Source organism: Jidongwangia harbinensis, from assembly GCF_020216025.1.
Classification (GTDB): Bacteria; Actinomycetota; Actinomycetes; order Mycobacteriales; family Micromonosporaceae; genus Actinoplanes; species Actinoplanes harbinensis.
Genome location: NZ_JAIWNC010000016.1, coordinates 37,517 through 57,131 on the forward strand (window position 1 = coordinate 37,517; position 19,615 = coordinate 57,131).

The 19,615-nt window shown below is 72.3% G+C and carries 15 protein-coding genes and 1 pseudogene; 12 read left to right on the forward strand and 4 right to left on the reverse strand.

Features of this window, described 5'->3' with window-relative positions; translation table 11 throughout:
• The first annotated feature begins 20 nt into the window (after window positions 1–20).
• Together miaB and LDL48_RS20770 are read left to right on the forward strand one after the other, a co-directional pair.
• Window positions 21–1,499, forward strand: coding sequence for a tRNA (N6-isopentenyl adenosine(37)-C2)-methylthiotransferase MiaB (gene miaB / locus LDL48_RS20765; protein ID WP_225256847.1), 1,479 nt, complete (start codon window positions 21–23; stop codon window positions 1,497–1,499).
• Window positions 1,500–1,607: 108 nt separating this feature from the next.
• A pseudogene (locus LDL48_RS20770) lies at window positions 1,608–1,910 on the forward strand (globin domain-containing protein); the annotation flags it as partial.
• Between the two features lie 129 nt (window positions 1,911–2,039).
• Here LDL48_RS20770 and LDL48_RS20775 read toward each other — a convergent pair.
• Window positions 2,040–2,906, reverse strand: a complete 867-nt coding sequence (locus LDL48_RS20775) for a LysR family transcriptional regulator (RefSeq protein WP_225256848.1) — start codon at window positions 2,904–2,906, stop codon at window positions 2,040–2,042.
• An 83-nt stretch (window positions 2,907–2,989) separates the two neighbouring features.
• Between LDL48_RS20775 and LDL48_RS20780 the strand changes: the two genes are divergently transcribed.
• Window positions 2,990–3,952, forward strand: a complete 963-nt coding sequence (locus LDL48_RS20780; RefSeq protein WP_225256849.1) for a threonine ammonia-lyase — start codon at window positions 2,990–2,992, stop codon at window positions 3,950–3,952.
• A gap of 7 nt (window positions 3,953–3,959) precedes the next feature.
• On the opposite strand, the gene LDL48_RS20785 is transcribed toward LDL48_RS20780, so the two are convergent.
• Entirely contained in the window at window positions 3,960–5,168 is a 1,209-nt protein-coding gene (locus LDL48_RS20785; protein ID WP_225256850.1) for a DUF349 domain-containing protein, read from the reverse strand.
• 178 nt (window positions 5,169–5,346) lie between these two features.
• Here LDL48_RS20785 and miaA point away from each other — a divergent pair, with 178 nt between their 5' ends.
• Genes miaA through LDL48_RS20800 form a run of 3 tightly spaced genes read left to right on the forward strand, consistent with a single transcriptional unit; the run spans window position 5,347 to window position 7,912 of the window.
• Complete coding sequence (miaA, locus tag LDL48_RS20790; protein WP_225256851.1) at window positions 5,347–6,252, forward strand: tRNA (adenosine(37)-N6)-dimethylallyltransferase MiaA; 906 nt, start codon at window positions 5,347–5,349, stop codon at window positions 6,250–6,252.
• A 35-nt stretch (window positions 6,253–6,287) separates the two neighbouring features.
• On the forward strand, window positions 6,288–7,130 hold the full coding sequence (gene dapF, locus LDL48_RS20795) for a diaminopimelate epimerase (RefSeq protein ID WP_225256874.1): 843 nt from the start codon (window positions 6,288–6,290) through the stop codon (window positions 7,128–7,130).
• Window positions 7,130–7,912, forward strand: a complete 783-nt coding sequence (locus tag LDL48_RS20800; protein ID WP_225256852.1) for a glycerophosphodiester phosphodiesterase — start codon at window positions 7,130–7,132, stop codon at window positions 7,910–7,912. Before dapF ends, LDL48_RS20800 begins: the two co-directional genes overlap by 1 nt.
• On the opposite strand, the gene LDL48_RS20805 is transcribed toward LDL48_RS20800, so the two are convergent.
• Entirely contained in the window at window positions 7,909–9,369 is a 1,461-nt protein-coding gene (locus tag LDL48_RS20805; protein ID WP_225256853.1) for an NAD-dependent malic enzyme, read from the reverse strand. The two genes, LDL48_RS20800 and LDL48_RS20805, sit on opposite strands and share 4 nt — an antisense overlap.
• Before the next feature lie 172 nt (window positions 9,370–9,541).
• Here LDL48_RS20805 and hflX point away from each other — a divergent pair, with 172 nt between their 5' ends.
• Window positions 9,542–10,942 carry a GTPase HflX gene (gene hflX, locus LDL48_RS20810; RefSeq protein ID WP_225256854.1) on the forward strand — a complete coding sequence of 467 codons (1,401 nt, stop codon included), beginning with the start codon at window positions 9,542–9,544 and terminating at the stop codon, window positions 10,940–10,942.
• A gap of 81 nt (window positions 10,943–11,023) precedes the next feature.
• A complete protein-coding gene (locus LDL48_RS20815; protein ID WP_225256855.1) occupies window positions 11,024–12,823 on the forward strand; it encodes a hypothetical protein in 1,800 nt (599 codons plus the stop codon).
• Window positions 12,824–13,215: 392 nt separating this feature from the next.
• On the opposite strand, the gene lexA is transcribed toward LDL48_RS20815, so the two are convergent.
• Complete coding sequence (gene lexA / locus LDL48_RS20820; RefSeq protein ID WP_372472156.1) at window positions 13,216–14,004, reverse strand: transcriptional repressor LexA; 789 nt, start codon at window positions 14,002–14,004, stop codon at window positions 13,216–13,218.
• 257 nt (window positions 14,005–14,261) lie between these two features.
• Between lexA and LDL48_RS20825 the strand changes: the two genes are divergently transcribed.
• The 4 genes from LDL48_RS20825 (at window position 14,262) to LDL48_RS20840 (ending at window position 19,570) form a co-directional block, all read left to right on the forward strand.
• Window positions 14,262–14,579, forward strand: coding sequence for a LysM peptidoglycan-binding domain-containing protein (locus LDL48_RS20825; RefSeq protein ID WP_225256856.1), 318 nt, complete (start codon window positions 14,262–14,264; stop codon window positions 14,577–14,579).
• A gap of 558 nt (window positions 14,580–15,137) precedes the next feature.
• Window positions 15,138–15,656 (forward strand): transcriptional regulator NrdR, encoded by a 519-nt coding sequence (nrdR, locus tag LDL48_RS20830; protein ID WP_225256857.1) that lies wholly within the window; start codon window positions 15,138–15,140, stop codon window positions 15,654–15,656.
• A gap of 51 nt (window positions 15,657–15,707) precedes the next feature.
• A complete protein-coding gene (locus LDL48_RS20835; protein WP_225256858.1) occupies window positions 15,708–18,587 on the forward strand; it encodes a vitamin B12-dependent ribonucleotide reductase in 2,880 nt (959 codons plus the stop codon).
• 38 nt (window positions 18,588–18,625) lie between these two features.
• On the forward strand, window positions 18,626–19,570 hold the full coding sequence (locus LDL48_RS20840; RefSeq protein WP_225256876.1) for a DUF2332 domain-containing protein: 945 nt from the start codon (window positions 18,626–18,628) through the stop codon (window positions 19,568–19,570).
• Window positions 19,571–19,615: the final 45 nt, after the last annotated feature.

The following is a 19,615-nucleotide window of genomic DNA, read 5'->3' on the forward strand; positions in this document are numbered from 1 at the left end:
GACTACCCTGGTTGATTGCCATGACTAGTACGCCACGCACCTACGACGTCCGCACGTACGGCTGCCAGATGAACGTGCACGACAGCGAGCGCATCTCCGGGCTGATGGAGGGTGCGGGCTACGTGCGCGCCGCCGACGCGGACGCCGCCGACGTGGTCGTCTTCAACACCTGCGCGGTCCGGGAGAACGCCGACAACCGCCTTTACGGCAACCTCGGCCACCTGCGGCCCACCAAGCTGAAGAACCCGGACATGCAGATCGCGGTCGGCGGCTGCCTGGCCCAGAAGGACCGCGGCGACATCGTCAAGCGCGCCCCCTGGGTGGACGTGGTGTTCGGCACCCACAACATCGGCTCGCTGCCCACCCTGCTGGAACGTGCCCGGCACAACGCGGCCGCCGAGGTGGAGATCCTCGAGTCGCTCGAGGTGTTCCCGTCCACGCTGCCCACCCGGCGCGAGTCGACGTACGCCGGCTGGGTCTCCATCTCGGTGGGCTGCAACAACACCTGCACCTTCTGCATCGTGCCGGCACTGCGCGGCAAGGAGAAGGACCGCCGCCCCGGCGACGTGCTGGCCGAGGTGCGCGCGCTGGTCGCCGAGGGTGTGCTCGAGGTGACGCTGCTCGGGCAGAACGTCAACTCGTACGGCGTCGAGTTCGGCGATCGATTGGCGTTCGGCAAGCTGCTCCGGGCCTGCGGCGACGTCGAGGGACTGGAGCGGGTCCGGTTCACCAGCCCGCACCCGAAGGACTTCACCGACGACGTGATCGCCGCGATGGCCGAGACGCCGAACGTGTGCCACTCGCTGCACATGCCGCTGCAGTCCGGTTCCGACGCGGTGCTCAAGGCGATGCGCCGCAGCTACCGCTCGGAGAAGTACCTCGGCATCATCGACAAGGTCCGGGCCGCGATGCCGGACGCGGCGATCACCACGGACATCATCGTGGGCTTCCCGGGCGAGACCGAGGCGGACTTCCAGCAGACCCTCGACGTGGTGCGCGCGGCCCGCTTCTCCAGCGCGTTCACGTTCCAGTACTCGAAGCGCCCCGGCACGCCCGCGGCCACGATGGACGAACAGCTGCCCAAGCAGGTGGTCCAGGAGCGGTACGAGCGGCTGATCGCGCTGCTCGAGGACATCACCTGGACGGAGAACAGGAACCTGGTGGGCGAGAAGGTCGAGGTGCTGGTCGCCGTCGGCGAGGGACGCAAGGACGAGCGGACCGGCCGGATGAGCGGCCGGGCACGGGACGGCCGCCTGGTGCACTTCGCGGTCGGCGACACCGTTCCCCGCCCGGGCGACGTGGTGGAGACCGTGGTGACGTACGCGGCACCGCACCACCTGAACGCCGACGGCACACCGCTCGGTTACCGCCGCACCCGGGCCGGGGACGCGTGGGAGGCCGGGCGTGCCCCGCGTACCCCCGGGGTGTCTCTGGGTCTGCCCACGGTCGGCGCACCCGCGCCGCTGCCGGCGACCACCGCCGGCGGCTGCGCGCTCTGATCCGGGAACGTCACGCCGGTGCGGGCCACGCGGGCCGTGCCCCAGTCGTAGAGCGCCTGCAGGACGGGCGCCAGGCTACGGCCCTCATCGGTCAGCTGGGCTGTGCCCATGCCCGAGACCCCCACACTGTACGAATGGGCCGGCGGCGCGGCCGCGTTCGCCCGGCTGACCGCGGCGTTCTACGTCCGGGTGGTCGACGACGACCTGCTGGCGCCGTTGTTCGCGCGGATGGACCCGGCGCACGCCCAGCACGTGGCGGTGTGGCTGGCCGAGGTGTTCGGCGGCCCGGCCCACTACACCGAGTCGCACGGCGGCTATCCACACATGGGCGCCGAGCACATCGGCATGGCCATCACCGAGCCGCAGCGACGGCGCTGGGTGAACCTCATCCAGGACGCCGCGGACGAGGCCGGACTGCCGGACGACCCGGAGTTCCGGGCAGCGTTCCTCGGCTATGTCGAATGGGGCACCCGACTGGCCCGCCAGAACTCCCAGCCCGGCGCACAGGTACCCCGACAGGCGCCGGCGCCCCTGGCGGGGTCAGGCGGTGCGGAGATGGTGGAGGAGGGCGGCGGTGGGTGGGGGGTCGGGCGGGTCGCCGTGGACGGCCGCGGAGAGGCGGCGGGCGGCGCCCGGCAGCAGGACGGTGCGCACGCCCGGGTCGCGGTGCGCCTCCAGCGCCAGCGCCGGCAGCACGGTCACGCCGAGGCCGGACGCGACCAGGCGCTGCACCGCGACGTAATCGTCGGTGGTGTACCGGATGTCCGGCACGAACCCGGCCGCCGCGCACACCCGGACCAGTTCGCCGCGGCACCGGTCGCACCCGCCGATCCAGGGCCGGTCCCGGTGGTCGATCGGCCGGTCACCCGGCAGGCCGGAGGGCACCACGAGGTACGTCGGTTCGTCGCGCAGCGTCTCGTCGCGCAGCCCGGCGACGTCCGGCTCCGTACCGTCCGGATAGCTGAACAGCAGCGCCACCTCGACCTCGCCGGCGCGCAGCAGCCGGAGCGCCTCCGGCGGTTCGGCCTCGACGAAACGCAGATCCACGTCGGGGTACGCGGCGGCGAACGTGGCCGCCGCCCGCGGCACGAACGTGCCCAGGGCGGACGGGAACGCGGCCAGCCGCACCCGGCCCGCGCGCAGCCCGGTGTGCGCGTCGAGTTCCGCCTCGGCGGCGGCCAGCCGGCCGAGGATCTCGGCCGCGCGCTCGGCGAGCATCCGGCCGGCGTCGGTCAGCCGGATGCCGCGGCCGGCCCGCTGCACCAGCCGGCTGCCGGTCTCCGCCTCCAGCCGGGCCAGGTGGTGACTGACCGACGGCTGGGCGTAGTGCAGGGCCTGGGCGGCCGCGGTGACCGAACCGTGCCGGGCGACCGCGACGAGCACCCGGAGCCGCGTGACGTCGAGCATCCGGCCAACCTATCAACCGCGTCTATGGGTTTCGGCGGCAATGGGCATTGGACCGATCGGTGCGCACCCCGCAGGATCGATGCATGGAGCTGACTTTCGCCGACGTCCGGGCCGCGCAGGAACCCGTGTACCGGCATCTCCCCGCCACCCCGATGTGGGCCTACCCCACGCTGTCCGACGCGGTCGGTGCCGCGGTGTTCGTCAAGCACGAGAACGTGCAGCCGACCGGTGCCTTCAAGGTGCGCGGCGGGCTGACCCTGCTGGAGTCGATGTCGCCTGCGGAACGCCGGCGGGGCACGGTGTCGTACTCGACCGGGAACCACGCCCAATCGCTGGCGTACGCCGCCGCGGCGTTCGGCGCGCCGTGCACGATGGTCATGCCGGCCGCGGCGAATCCGGCCAAGGCCGCGGCGGTCCGCGGGTACGGCGCCGAGGTGGTGCTGACCGGCGACGACCTGGAGGCCGCCCAGGAGTACGCCGGGAAGCTGGCCACCGAGACCGGTGCCCGGCTGGTCAGCCCCGGCGACACCCCGGAACTGCTGGCCGGCGTGGGCACGCTGTACCTGGAGGTGCTCCGCGCCCAGCCCGACCTGGATGCGATCGTCGTCCCGGTGGGCAGCGGCACCGGCGCCGCGGCGGCCGGGGTGGTCGCCCGCGAGCTGGCCCCGGGGTGCCGCGTGTTCGCCGTACAGTCCGGCGCTTCCCCGGCGGCGCACGACTCGTGGCGGTCCGGCCGGCCGGAACAGCGGCCGAACCGGACCCGCGTCGACGGCCTGGCGACGGGCCGTGGCTTTCCGCTGCCGCAGCGCCTGATGCAGACCGGGCTCGCCGATTTCCTGCTGGTCGACGACGAGCAGATCACCGACGCTCAGCGGCTGCTCGCCACGGCCGCGCACACCCTGGCGGAGGGCGCCGGCGCGGCTGCGCTGGCCGGGGTGCGGTCCCGGCCCGACCTGTTCGCCGGCCGCCGGATCGCGGTCATCTGCACCGGCGCCAACGCCTCCGCCGCCGAACTGGCCGCTCTCGCCGCGACCCCGCGCGGGTGAGGCCGCGCTAGCTGGCCTGCTCGGCCAGGGAGAGGAACTGGCGCTTGGAGGCCAGCGCCTGCTCGGCCTCCTTGATGCGCTTGTTGTCGCCGGCCGCCTGGGCCCGGGCCAACCGCTGCTCGGCCTCCGCGACCTGCTCGCGCATCTGCCGCAGCAGCGGATTGTCCTGCGGCGCCGTCTTGCGCCAGGCCGAGTCCATCGCGACCCGGACGCGTTCCTCGGCGGCGCGCCAACGGCGGTCCAGCGACGCGGCGGACTCGCGCGGCACCCGGCCGGCGTCGTGCCAGGCGGCCTGGGCGTCGCGGAGCTTGTTCTGCGCGGCGCGCGGGTCGGCGTCGATGTCCAGGGCCTCCAGCTCGGCCAGGATGGCCTGCTTCTTCTCCAGGTTGCCCTGGTACTCCGCGTCGCGGGCGGAGAAGACCTCGCTGCGCCGGGTGAAGAACGCGTCCTGCGCGCCCCGGAAGCGTTCCCAGAGGCGCTGCTCGGCCTCCTTGGCGGCGCGCGGTGCGGCCTTCCACTCGGCCATCAGTTCCTTGAGCCGGGCCGCGGTGGGGCCCCACTCGCTGGACTCCGACAGCGTCTCCGCCTCCTTGACCAGCTCCTCCTTGGCCGTCTGCGCCTGCTTGCGCTGACCGTCGAGGGTGGCGAAGTGGGCGCCGCGGCGGCGGGTGAAGCCGTCCCGGGCGGCGGCGAAGCGCTTCCACAGCTCGCCGTCGGTCTTCTTGTCGACGCCGCGGATGGTCTTCCACTCGTCGAGGATCTCCTTGAGCCGGTCGCCCGCGCTCTTCCAGCCGGTGGACTCGGCGGCGATCTTCTCCGCCTCCTCGACCAGGGCGGTCTTGCGGGCCAGCGCCTCGGTGCGGGCGACCTCGCGGGCCGCCCGGGCCTCGCCGGCCTTCTCCTCGGCCAGCACGGTCAACCGGTCCAGCCGGGTGGCCAGGCCGTCGATGTCGCCGACCACGTGGGCCTCGTCGAGCGTGCTGCGCAGCCGCTTGACGCTGGACAGCGAGTGCGAGGCGTCGGCGGCGCCGGACTTGAGGCGGGCCTCGATCAACTCGACCTCGGTGACCAGGTCGGCGAAGCGCCGCGCGAAGTGGGCCAGGCCCTCCTCGGGGGTACCGGCCTGCCAGGAGCCGACCACGCGTTCGCCCTCGGCGGTCTTCACGTACACGGTGCCGTCGGCATCGACACGCCCGAAGGTTGTCCAGTCGTTCATCAGCCCATCCTCGTTCTCCCGGCACCGGAGGCCGCTCCGCCCCCGACCACCGCCACAGCGCAGTGAGGAATGCCACCTACCACCCGGCATTCTTTCTCGCGCATTGTCACAGGTCCAACCCGGTTACGACCAAGTGCCCACCGATGACCGTGACCATACGGTGTCCTACCGTTGCTCCGTGCCGTTCCACCCCCCGCCCCGGGTGATCGCCGTCGTCGGGCCGACCGCCGCCGGCAAGTCCGCGCTGAGCCTGGCCCTGGCCCGGGAACTGGGTGGTGAGGTGGTCAATGCGGACTCCATGCAGCTGTACCGCGGGATGGACATCGGGACCGCGAAACTGTCCGTCGCCGAGCGCGAAGGTGTGCCGCACCACGTGCTCGACATCTGGGACGTGACGTTCCCGGCCAGCGTGGCCGAGTACCAGTCGGCGGCCCGGGCCGCGGTGGACGACATCGCCGCGCGGGGCCGGGTGCCGCTGCTGGTCGGCGGTTCCGGGCTGTACGTCCGCGCGGTCCTGGAGGACTTCGCGTTCCCGGGCACCGACCCGGACATCCGGGCCCGCCTGGAGGCCGAACTGGCCGACGCCGGCACCGGCGTGCTGTACGAGCGGCTGCGGACGCGGGACCCGGTGGCGGCCGGCAAGATCCTGCCGTCGAACGGCCGCCGGATCGTCCGCGCCCTGGAGGTGATCGAGATGACCGGCCGCCCGTTCACCGCCTCGCTGCCCGCCCCGGCGCCGGTGTACCCGTCCGTGCAGATCGCGGTCGACCGGGCCGACCTCGACGACCGGATCGCCGCCCGGGTGGACCTGATGTGGGGGTCCGGCCTGCTGGACGAGGTGCGCGAGCTGGCCGGGGTGGGGCTGCGCGAGGGCCGCACGGCCGGCCGGGCGCTCGGCTACCAGCAGGCGCTGGCCCAGCTGGACGGCCGGTGCACCGAGAAGGAGGCGCGCGCCGACACGGTGCAGGGCACCCGGCGGTTCGTCCGCCGGCAACGGTCCTGGTTCCGCCGGGACCCGGCCGTGACCTGGTTGGATGGGGCGTCGCCCACACTCGTGGCGGACGCCTTGGCGGCTGCGGGATGATGGTGCACGTGGTGTTCACCGAGCCGACCGGCGGCCTGACCTTCGTCAAGGGCCACGGCACCGGCAACGACTTCGTTCTCCTGCCCGATCCGGACCTCGCGCTGGACCTGACGCCGCAGCTGGTCGCGGCGCTCTGCGACCGGCACCGCGGGATCGGCGCCGACGGCGTGCTCCGGGTGGTGCGCAGCGCCAAACACCCGGAGGCGGCCGGGCACGCCGCGGACGCCGAGTGGTTCATGGACTACTGGAACTCCGACGGCTCGTTCGCCGAGATGTGCGGCAACGGCATCCGCGTCTTCACCCGCTACCTGATCGAGGCCGGCCTGGCCACCGCGCCCGCGGACGGGCTGCCGGTGGCCACCCGGGCCGGCGTCGTGCGCGCGGTGGTCGGCCCGGAGACCATCTCGGTCCGGATGACCACCCCCAGGGTGTACGCCGCCAGCACCGCCCGGGTGGGCGCCCTGACCGTGCCCGGGGTGGCCGTGGACTGCGGCAATCCGCACCTGGTCTGCGGGCTGTCCACGCCGCTCGAGGCGCTCGACCTGCACACCGCTCCGAGCCACGACACCACGTTGTTCCCGTCCGGGGTGAACGTCGAGTTCGTGCTCCCGGACACGCCGGTCGAGGGCGCCGACCTGCACGTACGCATGCGGGTGCACGAGCGCGGTTCCGGCGAGACGCTGTCCTGCGGCTCCGGCGCCCTGGCCGTCGGCGCGGCGGCGCTGCGGGAGGCCGGGCTGACCGCGGGCGTGGTCGCGGTGGACCTGCCCGGCGGGCGGCTCACCGTGACCGCCACGCCGGACGGCGAATGGTGGCTGGCCGGGCCGGCGGTGCTGGTCGCCTCCGGCACGGCGGACGTCGCGGCGCTCGGGGTCTGATGCCGGGGCTGCACCGGGTCGCGCACCGCGGCTACTCCGCCGTCGCGCCCGAGAACACGCTGCCCGCGCTGGCGTCCGCGGTGCTGGCCGGCGCCACGTTCGTGGAGTTCGACGTGCGCACCACGGCCGACGGGGTGCCGGTGGTGATCCACGACCGCACGGTGGACCGGACCACGGACGGCACCGGGTACGTCTGGGACCTCACCCTCGACGAGGTGCGGGCGCTGGACGCCGGTTCGTGGTTCTCGCCGGGGTACGCGGGCGTCCGCGTACCCCTGCTCGGTGAGGCCCTTGATCTGCTCGCCCCGCCGGACGCGGACACCCCGCCGGCCGTCGTCGCCCCGGTGCCCGGCCTGGCCGGCGAGCCGCAGTTGCTCCTGGAGATCAAGCCGCCGGCCGACCTGGAGCAGGTCAAGCGGATCCTGGCCCAGGTGGCCGAGCGCGGGCTGCTGGACCGGACCGTGGTGCAGAGCTTCGACCCGCAGGTGGTGGCGGTGGTCCGGGAGGCCCTGCCGGAGGTACGCCGGGGCCTGCTCCGGATGGCTCTGGTCGACGACACCGTGGCGCTCGCCGCCGACCTGGGCGTGGTGTTCTGCAACCCGCCGGTCCGGGACGTGCTCGCCGACCCGGACGCGGTCGCCCGGTTCGCCGACGCCGGCATCGGGGTCATGCCGTGGACCGCCAACGACCTCGCCCACTGGCCGGCGCTGGTCGGCGCCGGCGTGGCCGGGCTGATCTCCGACCGCGCCGGCGAGTTGACCGGTTGGGCGACCCGCGGCTAGAAGGTCTCCTCCGGAGCCGTGTCCAGCTCGGCCTCCGGGGTGGCCGCCGGGTTCGCCGGCGCCGGGGTACCCCGCACCACGGCCCGGATGGCGGCTGCCACCGCCGGGGTGACCCGCGGATCGAACACGCTGGGCACGATCACAGTGGGGTTGAGCTTGTCCTCGCCCACCACGTCCGCGATCGCCCGCGCCGCGGCCAGCGCCATCTCCTCGGTGAACTGTTCCGCGCTCACGTCCAGCATGCCGCGGAAGACGCCCGGGAAGGCCAGCACGTTGTTGATCTGGTTGGGCTGGTCCGAGCGCCCGGTGGCGACCACCGCGGCGTGCTGCCGGGCCGCCCGCGGGTCCACCTCGGGGTCCGGGTTGGCCAGCGCGAACACGATCGACTTGTCGGCCATCCGGGCGATGTCGTCGCCGGTCAACAGGTTCGGCGCGCTGACCCCGATGAACACGTCCGCGCCGACCAGGGCACCGGGCAGGTCGCCGGAGTAGTTCGCCCGGTTGGTGTGCTCGGCCAGCCACTGGAAGGTGGGGGAGAGGTCGTCCATGCCGCGGTGCAGGGCGCCCCGGCGGTCGTACGCGATCATGTCGCCCACGCCCTGCCGGAGCAGCAGCTTCATGATCGCGGTGCCGGCCGCCCCGGCGCCGGAGACGACCACCTTGACGTCGGCCAGGTCCTTGCCCACCACCCGCAGCGCGTTGGTGAGCGCGGCCAGCACGCAGATCGCGGTGCCGTGCTGGTCGTCGTGGAAGACCGGGATGTCCAGCAGCTCGCGCAGCCGCATCTCGATCTCGAAGCAGCGCGGCGCCGCGATGTCCTCCAGGTTGATCCCGCCGTACGCCGGCGCGATCGCCTTGACGATCCGCACGATCTCGTCGGTGTCCTGGGTGTCCAGCACCACCGGCCAGGCGTCCACCCCGCCGAACCGCTTGAACAGCGCCGCCTTGCCCTCCATCACCGGCATCGCGGCGGCCGGGCCGATGTTGCCCAGGCCGAGCACCGCGGAGCCGTCGCTCACCACGGCCACCGTGTTGCGCTTGATGGTGAGCCGGCGGGCGTCGGCCGGGTTCTCCGCGATCGCCATGCAGACCCGCGCCACGCCCGGCGTGTACGCCCGGGACAACTCGTCGCGGTTGCGCAGCGCCACCTTCGAGCTGACCTCGATCTTGCCGCCCAGGTGCAGCAGGAAGGTGCGGTCGGAGACCTTGCGGACGTCCACGCCGTCCTGCTCCTCGAGCTGCTTGACCACCTGGTCGGCGTGGCTCGAGTCGGCGGTGTCGCAGGTCAGGTCGACCAGCACGCGGGTGGGATCGGAGTCCACCACGTCCAGCGCGGTGACGATGGCGCCGGCCTCGCCGACACAGGTGGTGAGCCGCCCGATCGAGGATGCGTCGGCAGTGACGGCGATTCGGATCGTGATCGAGAATCCTGCGCTGGGCAGGCGGGTGGTCACCACGGTGTTCCCTCCGACGTTGGCGGGTCTGTCACCGCATTCTTGCGCTTCCGGAATACCCGGTTCCACTCCGGTGGTTATGTAGGCGTCAGACACTCTGCGACAACGCCCGGCCCGGTTATGTGGATGCGCCCTTCGTCCCGGCGTGCCACGATCGGTGCCGAGGAGGAGACTATTGCGTACCGAGCTTTTCGAACCAGACGTCACCGGCGGTGAGCTGGAGCTGGAAGAGCGCCACTCGCTGCGGCGGGTGGCCGGCCTCTCCACCGAGCTCACGGACGTCACCGAGGTCGAGTACCGCCAGCTGCGGCTGGAACGTGTCGTCCTGGTCGGCGTCTGGACCGAGGGCAGCGTCTCGGACGCGGAGAACTCGCTCGTCGAGCTCGCCGCGCTCGCCGAGACCGCCGGCTCCGAGGTGCTCGAGGGCCTCATCCAGCGCCGCGGACGGCCCGACCCGGCCACCTTCATCGGCCGCGGCAAGGTCGGCGAGCTGCGCGACGTGGTGCTCTCCACCGGCGCCGACACCGTCATCTGCGACGGCGAGCTGTCGCCGTCCCAGCTGCGCAACCTGGAACAGCAGATCAAGGTCAAGGTGGTCGACCGCACCGCGCTGATCCTGGACATCTTCGCCCAGCACGCGAAGAGCAAGGAGGGTAAGGCGCAGGTCGAGCTGGCCCAGCTCCAGTACCTGCTGCCCCGACTGCGCGGCTGGGGTGAGTCGCTCTCCCGCCAGTCCGGTGGTTCCGGTCGCGGCGGCGGTGCGGGCGGCGGCGTGGGCCTGCGCGGCCCCGGTGAGACCAAGCTGGAGACCGACCGCCGGCGGATCAACACCCGCATCGCCCGGCTGCGCCGGGAAATCAAGGCCATGCGCACGGTACGCCAGACGAAGCGGTCCCGCCGCGCCCGCAACGGCGTGCCCGCGGTGGCCATCGCCGGCTACACCAACGCCGGCAAGTCCAGCCTGCTCAACCGCCTGACCTCGGCGGGTGTGCTGGTCGAGGACGCGCTGTTCGCCACGCTGGACCCGACCACCCGGCGGGCCGCGGCGGAGGACGGCCGGGTCTACACGCTGTCCGACACGGTGGGCTTCGTCCGGCACCTGCCGCACCACATCGTGGAGGCGTTCCGCTCCACGCTCGAAGAGGTGGCCCAGGCCGACCTGGTGGTGCACGTGCTCGACGGCGCGCACCCGGACCCGGAGGGTCAGGTCAGCGCGGTCCGCGAGGTGCTCGCCGAGGTGGGCGCGGACCGGATCGGAGAGCTGCTGGTGGTCAACAAGGTCGACGCCGCCGACGAGGAGACCCTGCTCCGGCTCAAGCGGACCTGGCCGGACGCGGTGCTCGTGTCGGCCCGTTCCGGCCTCGGCATCGACGAGTTGCGCCAGGCGATCGAGCAGCGCCTGCCCCGGCCGGCCGTCGAACTCCAGGTGCTCCTGCCGTACGACCGGGGCGACCTGGTCGCCCGGATCCACCGCAAGGGTCAGGTGCTGAGCACCCGGCACACCGACGACGGCACCGAGTTGCGGGTGCGTGTCGACGAGCAGCTGGCCGCCGAACTGGGCCCGTTCCAGGGTTGATAGACGGACGTTCCCGGCACAACGACGTGTGGTGATCCACACGTAACACCAGCACGTGACGCCGCATGCGACACTGATCGGATGCGGCGTCACGTGGTGTCGGTCCTGGCGGCCCTCGGCCTAGCCATGACAGGCGTCGGCACCGCCCACGCCGAGCAGGCCCCGGAGGCCGGCGCGGCGAAGGCGGCGGCCGGCAAGAAGATCTGCAAGGTTACCGACCCGAAGCTCGACGAGCTGTCCGGGATCGTGGCCACCGACGACGGCTTCGTCGTCATCAACGACAGCTCACCGCAGAACAGCCGCGAGCGGGTCTTCTTCCTGGACGACAGCTGCAAGATCACCGACCAGGTCGAGTACAGCGGGAAGGGCCCCTTCGACCCCGAGGACCTGATCCTCTCGCCGAACGGCAAGACCCTCTGGATCGCCGACATCGGCGACAACGATCGCGAACGGGAAACCGTCAGCGTGTGGCAGATGCCGGTCGACGGCTCCAGGAAGCCCAAGCTCTACCGGCTCTCCTACCCCGAGGGCGACCGGCGCAACGCCGAGGCCCTGCTGCTCAACGGCGACGGCACCCCGATCATCGTGAGCTGGGAGGCCGGCAAGCCGGCCGCGTTGTACACGCCGACCGGCGCGCTCGAGCCCGGCGAGGGCGACGGCGTGCCGATGCGCAAGGTCGGCGAGATCACCGTCCCGCCGAGCACCACCCCCGGCAACGGACTGGCCCGGGTCGGCCGCGGCACCATCGACGGCGGCGCGGTGGCCCCCGGCGGCGGCAAGGTCGTGCTGCGCACCTACACCGACGCGCTGGAATGGACCGTCAAAGGCGGCGACGTGCTGGCCGCGCTGAAGGGCAAGCCGCGGGTGACCCCGCTGCCCAACGAGCCGCAGGGCGAGGCGATCACCTACAGCCCCGACGGCAAGTACTTCTACACCGTCTCCGACCTGCAGGGCGTCACCGACGAGGTCGACAACTTCATCCTCCGGTACACCCCCGTCACCACGACCGCCATCACCAAGGGCGCGGCCGGCGGCTCCGGCGACGACAAGAGCGGCCCGTCCTGGTATGCGAACCTCAGCCTGGACGACATCACCTACCTGGTCGGCGGCGTCGGCGTACTCGGCGCCATCCTGGTGGGCCTCGGCATCTTCGGCATCGTCCGCTCCCGCAAGCGCCGTGCCCTCGAACCACCCACCAAGGGCGACGGGCCCAGCACACCCACCGACCCGGAAACCGAACTGCTGACCGTCGGCGGCGCGGCGGCCGGCCGGGGCACCGGCACGTACGGCGGCAACGGCAACCGTCCCGCCTCCGGCCCCGGCGTGTACGGCGGCGGCCGGCCCCCGGCCCCGCAACCCGGCGTGTACGGGGGTGGCGCCCGGCCCGGTGGTCAGCCTGCTGGTCGGCCCGGTGGTCAGCCTGCGGCCCGGCCTGGTGGGCAGCCTGCTGGTCGGCCCGGTTCTCAGCCTGCGGCCCGGCCTGGTGCTCAGCCTGCGGCCCGGCCTGGTGCTCAGCCTGCGGCCCGGCCCGGTGGTCAGCCGCCGGGTCGGTCTGGTGGTCAGCCGCCGGGTCGGTCTGGGGGCCAGCCGCCCGGGCGCTCCGGCCGGCCGGTGGCTCCGCCGCCTCCTCCGGCGGGTCGTCCGGGTCCGGGTCAACCGCCCGGGCGCCCTGGACCGGGCGTCTACGGCAATCCGCCCCCGCCCAGCCGGAACAACTCCGCGGGCACACCACGGCCGGGCGGCTTCTTCGGCCAGGGCGCGGGGCACCCGGGGGAGGGCGGCCGGGGGATGCAGCCCGGCATGAACAGCTACTCCGACCTGAACCGCCACCACGGCCGCGACTTCGACAATCCCGGCTACGGACGGACTTACCGGGGTTAGTGGCCGCGGCTTCCCGGCTCCTGGCCCTGCCCGGCTCCTGGCCCTGCCCGGCTCCTGGCCCTGCCCGGCTCCTGGCCCTGCCCGGCTCCTGGCCCTGCCCGGCTCCTGGCCCTGCCCGGCTCCTGGCCCTGCCCGGCTCCTGGCCCTGCCCTGGCATTGCCCGGCCCCGGCCCTGCCCGTCTCGGCCCTGCCCGTCCCCCGGGGCCTGCCGTGCCTGCCCGCGCCGAAATCGGCCCGGGGCCGGTGGCCGGATCGTGGTCGGGAGTGGCTGGGGCTGCTTGGACGGCTGGGCTGCCCGGAGACCTCGCCGCAATTGACCGGCGACCAGTGACCGGCGACCAGTGACCGGCCAGCGGCACCCGGAACGCCACAGGCCTCCGGCCCCGTCCGCGTCAGACCCGGCGGAGAACCGCCACCACTCGGCCCATGATGGTGGCCATGTCGCCGGGAATCGGGTCGAACGCCGGGTTGGCCGGCATCAGCCACACATGCCCGTCGCGCTGCCGGTAGCTCTTCACGGTGGCCTCGCCGTCGATCATGGCGGCCACGATGTCGCCGGCGTTGGCGTTGGGCTGCTGCCGGACCACCACCCAGTCCCCGTTGCAGATCGCCGCGTCGATCATCGAGTCGCCCTTGACCTCGAGCATGAAGACCTCGCCCTCGCCGACCAGCTCACGCGGCAACGGGAAGAAGTCCTCCACCGCCTGCTCGGCGAGGATCGGCCCACCGGCGGCGATCCGGCCGAGCAGCGGCACGTACGCCGGGGTGGGCCGGGCGGACCGCAGCGTCTCGTCGTCGACCATCTCGCTCGGCGAGCGCACGTCGACGGCGCGCGGGCGGTTCGGATCGCGGCGCAGGAAGCCCTTGGTCTCGAGCGCCTTCAGCTGGTAGGCCACGCTGGACGGCGACACCAGCCCGACCGCCTCGCCGATCTCGCGGACGCTGGGCGGGTAGCCGTACCGCTCCACCCAGTCCCGGATGAACTCGAGAATCCGTCGCTGCCGGGCGGTCAGGTCGGCGGTGACCGTCTCCGGGAACTGGCTCACCGCCGTCACGGCGCGCAACTGCGGCGCCTCACCCTTGGCCCGGCTCGGCGTCCGGCGTCGGATCGCTGCCGATGTGTTGGCGGCCTCAGGCTTGTGGTGCTGGTGCTGCCGGCTCGTCCGGTCGTCGGTGGACACGTCGCCCTCCCTGTCGGCCAGTGCCGTCGCCGGCACGTGGTGCTTCGCGGAGCCGGAACGCAACCGTGGGGATGGTCGTTTGTCCCGGCTGACCCCTCTTGAGCAAGAACCCTATGGGCGCGGTGCGCCATATTCAAACATCTGTACGACATTCGGTGCGGCGTGTCGCCCGGAAGTACTCGACTTTCGTACGCGCGTTCTGATAGACCGTCGTACGGGCGTTCGATCGAACGCCCGTACGAGGGAGGGAGTGGGCCATGGTGACGAGTGAAATGCGGCAGCCCCCGCTGCGGCTGACCAGGCGCGGCCGTGTCGTCGTGCTCGGCTTCTTCATCGTCATGGCCTCGATCGCCAGCGCGATCCTGCTCACCACCGCATCGCGGGCGGACGACCCGCACGCCGGCGCGCCCGCCACCGTGATCGTGCAACCCGACGACACGCTCTGGTCGATCGCGGCGCGCACCGCGCCGGAGACCGACCGTTATGCCGCAATCGCGCGGCTCCGCGAGATCAACAACCTCCAGGGGTACGTGGTGCACCCCGGTCAGACGCTGGAGCTACCGCGCTCCCGGTGACGGACTGGCCGGTCCGTCGTCACGGCACGCCCGCTCCGCCGGCCCGGTCCCGGCTCACCGAAGCCCGCCCGGTCCCGAGGGCAACCCCTCCGCCGCTGCGCCCCGCACCCGACCCGCGCGGCCAGGCCCCAGGGGTGCCAGGCGTGATGACTCCCTCACGCATCGCCCCCCGAAGCCCGCGACACGCCCGGGCGCGCTCGCCCCAAAGAACCAAATCCAGCCCGGACCCGCCCGGCCGATCCGGTCCGAAATCGGCACTCCTGGGGGCCGTGCGCGCACCGAACCGGACTCCCCGGCACGTACCGGTTACCCCGGGTGCACCGCTCGCATCGAGTCGGGAAACACGCCGCGCCGACGCGCCGGTTGAGCTTGCGTCCGCGTCCGCTGCGGCATAACGTCGACCCCAACATCTAGTAGTTACAAGGGTGTAAGTCGTCCACAGGTTGGGGTCACGGCCCCGCCGTTCTCCACATGTTTTCCACAGGTCCACCGCCACGAGCGGTGCTCTTTGGCATGTCTGGAGGTGGGTGGCGGCATCCGGGCGACAGGAGGATCACGGTGCGGTGTCCGTACTGCCGGCACGCCGACTCGCGGGTGGTCGACTCGCGGGAGGCGGACGACGGTCAGCTGATCCGTCGTCGTCGCTCGTGCCCGGAGTGCGGCAAGCGGTTCACCACCGTCGAGGAGGCGGTGCTCGCGGTCGTCAAGCGCAGCGGCGTCACCGAGCCGTTCAGCCGCACCAAGATCATGAGCGGGGTCCGGAAGGCCTGTCAGGGGCGTCCGGTGGACGAGGACTCGATCGCCCTGCTCGCGCAGAAGGTGGAGGAGACGGTCCGGGCCAAGGGCGCGGCCGAGGTGCCGAGCCACGACGTCGGCCTGGCCATCCTGGGGCCGCTGCGGGAGCTGGACCAGGTGGCCTACCTGCGCTTCGCCAGTGTCTACAAGTCGTTCGACTCGCTGGACGAGTTCGAGAAGGAGATCGCCGCGCTGCGCGAGGCGACGGTCGCCCGGGAGGCCGCCGTGCGACACGCCGTTGCGCCGCGGTCCGGTGGACGGGCGCCGAAGATCAACCAGTAGAGCTTTGTCGGAAAAGCACCAGAAGTAGCAGTAACAACGAGGGGGAGCACCATGGCCGGGGACGGCATCACAGCAGGGAAGCAGCGGAGCCGCACGAGCGGCGCCGGCGTGCCGGTCGGGGGGCTGCGGGTCGAGCGGGTCTGGACCACCGAGGGTGTCCACCCGTACGACGAGGTCGAGTGGGAACGCCGCGACGTCGTCATGACCAACTGGCGGGACGGCTCGATCAACTTCGAGCAGCGCGGCGTGGAGTACCCGACGTCGTGGAGCGTCAACGCGGCGAACATCGTCACCACGAAGTACTTCCGTGGCGCCGTGGGCACGCCCGAGCGCGAGTGGTCGCTCAAGCAGCTCATCGACCGTGTGGTGAAGACGTACCGCAAGGCCGGCGAGGACCACCGGTACTTCGCGAGCCCGGCCGACGCCGACGTCTTCGAGCACGAGCTGACCTGGATGCTGCTGCACCAGGTGTTCAGCTTCAACTCGCCGGTCTGGTTCAACGTCGGCACCGCGTCGCCGCAGCAGGTCAGCGCGTGCTTCATCCTGTCGGTCGACGACTCGATGGACTCCATTCTGGACTGGTACAAGGAGGAGGGGCTGATCTTCAAGGGCGGCTCCGGCTCCGGCGTCAACCTGTCCCGGATCCGGTCCAGCCGGGAACTCCTCTCCTCCGGCGGCACGGCCAGCGGCCCGGTCAGCTTCATGCGCGGCGCGGACGCCAGCGCCGGCACCATCAAGTCCGGCGGCGCCACCCGGCGCGCCGCCAAGATGGTCATTCTCGACGTGGACCACCCGGACATCGAGGAGTTCGTCTACACGAAGGCCCGCGAGGAGCAGAAGATCCGGGCGCTGCGGGACGCCGGGTTCGACATGGACCTCGGCGGCTCCGACATCGTGAGCGTGCAGTACCAGAACGCCAACAACTCGGTGCGAGTCAGCGACGAGTTCATGCAGGCCGTCGAGGCGGGCGGCACGTTCGACCTGCGCGGCCGGTTGAACGGTGAGGTCATCGAGACCATCGATGCCAAGAAGCTGTTCCGCGACATCGCCCAGGCGGCGTGGGACTGCGCCGACCCGGGCCTGCAGTACGACGACACGATCAACGACTGGCACACCAACCCGGAGACCGGCCGGATCACCGCGTCCAACCCGTGTTCGGAGTACATGTCGCTGGACGACTCGTCCTGCAACCTGGCCTCGCTGAACCTGATGAAGTTCCTCAAGGCCGACGGCGGCTTCGAGACCGAGAAGTTCGTCAAGAGCGTCGAGTTCATCATCACCGCGATGGACATCTCGATCTGCTTCGCGGACTTCCCGACCCAGCGGATCGGCGAGACCACGCGGGCCTACCGCCAGCTGGGCATCGGGTACGCGAACCTGGGCGCGCTGCTGATGGCGTCCGGCCTGCCGTACGACTCGGACGGGGGCCGGAACGTGGCCGCCGCCATCACCTCGCTGATGACCGGCACCGCGTACCGTCGCTCGGCCGAGCTGGCCGGCGTGGTCGGCGCCTACGACGGGTACGCCCGCAACGCCGACGCGCACAAGCGGGTCATGCGCAAGCACGCCGCCGCGAACGACGTGATCCGTCCGCAGGGGACGGTCGCGACCGAACTGGTCCGGGCCGCCACCAAGCAGTGGCAGGACGGCAACAAGATCGGTGAGAAGAACGGCTGGCGCAACGCCCAGGCGTCGGTGCTCGCGCCCACCGGCACCATCGGCCTGATGATGGACTGCGACACCACCGGCATCGAGCCGGACCTGGCCCTGGTGAAGTTCAAGAAGCTGGTCGGCGGCGGCTCGATGCAGATCGTCAACCAGACGGTCCCGCGGGCGCTGCGCAGCCTCGGCTACCCCGAGGAGCAGGTCGAGGCGATCGTCGAGCACATCGCCGACCACGGTCACGTGGTGGACGCGCCGGGCCTCAAGCCGGAGCACTACGCGGTGTTCGACTGCGCCATGGGCGAGCGGTCCATCGCCCCGATGGGCCACGTCCGGATGATGGCCGCGGTGCAGCCGTTCATCTCCGGCGCGATCTCCAAGACCGTCAACATGCCGGAGTCGGCGTCGGTCGAGGAGATCGAGGAGATCCACTTCCAGGGCTGGAAGCTGGGCCTGAAGGCGCTGGCGATCTACCGGGACAACTGCAAGGTCGGCCAGCCGCTCTCCGCCGCCAAGACCAACAAGGCGACCACCGAGGTCGCCGAGAAGGTCGAGCCGGTGGTGGAGAAGGTCATCGAGTACCGCCCGGTCCGCAAGCGCCTGCCCAAGAAGCGCCCGTCGGAGACGGTGTCCTTCTCGGTCGGCGGCGCCGAGGGCTACCTCACCGCGTCGTCCTACCCGGACGACGGCCTCGGCGAGGTCTTCCTGAAGATGTCGAAGCAGGGTTCCACGCTGGCCGGCGTGATGGACGCCTTCTCGGTGGCGATCTCGATCGGTCTGCAGTACGGCGTTCCGCTCGAGACGTACGTCAGCAAGTTCACCAACATGCGCTTCGAGCCGGCCGGCATGACCGACGACCCGGACATCCGCATGGCGGCGTCGGTGATGGACTACATCTTCCGGCGGCTGGCGCTCGACTTCCTGCCGTACGACACCCGTGCCGAACTGGGCATCTTCACCGCCAAGGAGCGGGCCGCCCAGATCCAGGCCGAGGCTGCGGCCGAGGCCGCGGGCGTCGACCTGGCCGGCATGGCCGCGTCCGCGCCGGTGTCCGCACCGGTCGGAGCCGCCACCCAGCCGGGTGCTCCGGCGCCGGTCGAGGCGGAGAAGGCGGCACCGTCCGCGGCCGGCTCCTCCACCGAACTGCTCGAGGTGGTCCTCGGCACGTCGGCGGACGCGCCGCTCTGCTTCACCTGCGGCACGAAGATGCGCCCGGCGGGCAGTTGCTACGTCTGCGAGGGCTGCGGCTCCACCTCCGGCTGCAGCTGACGCCGGATCAGCGACAGGGGCGAGGCGCGGTGACCGACATGCAGGTGACCGCGCTTCGCCGCAGCTACGCCGAGTTCGCCGCACGCGAGGCGCGCGGCGTCTCGCCGACGTACGAGCGCCTCGCGGACGCGGTGTCCCGCGACGACCGTCTGCTGGCGTTGCTGGCGACGGTTCCGCCGGCCAAGCGGCAGCCCAACCTGCTGTTCGGCGTGGTCCGTCTGCTCGGCGGCCCGGTCGGAGACCCGGCGGCGTTCCACGGGTACGTGGCGGGCAACTGGCCGGCCGTCGAGGCGGAACTGCGGCACCGCGGCACCCAGACGAACGAGGCCGGGCGGTGCGCCGTCCTGTTGCCGGTGCTCGCCGCGTTGCCGCAGCCGCTGGCCCTGCTGGAGGTCGGCGCGTCCGCCGGGTTGTGCCTGTATCCCGACCGGTACGCCTACCGGTACGGCGACCACGTCCTGGGCGACGGCGCACCGGTCCTGGACTGCGCGGCGACCGGGCTCACGCCCCCGGACCGCCGGCCCGAGGTGGTGTGGCGGGCCGGCCTGGACCGGAACCCGCTGGACGTGACCGACCCGGCCGACCTGGCCTGGCTGGAGGCGCTGATCTGGCCGGAGCACACCCGTCGCCGGGCCCGGTTGCGGGCCGCCGCCGCGGTGGCCGCGGCCGACCCGCCGCGCCTGGTCCGCGGGGACCTGGTGGACGACCTGCCGGGACTGGCCGCGCAGGCGCCGGCCGGGTCCACTCTGGTGGTGTTCCACTCGTCCGTCCTGTACCAGGTGCCGGCCCCGCGCCGGGCGGCGTTCGCCGAGGTGGTCCGCACCCTGCCCGGCCACTGGCTGGCCAACGACGGCCGGGACGCGATTCCGGTCGACGACCTGCCGCCGTCGCCGGCCGGACCGTTTCGGAACCTCCTCGCCCTGGACGGAAGGCCGCTGGCCTGGACCGGTGGGCACGGACAGTCGATCACCTGGTTCGCCTGACCGCGGTACGCCCACATCGGAGCCGGACACCGGCGTTCCAGAACG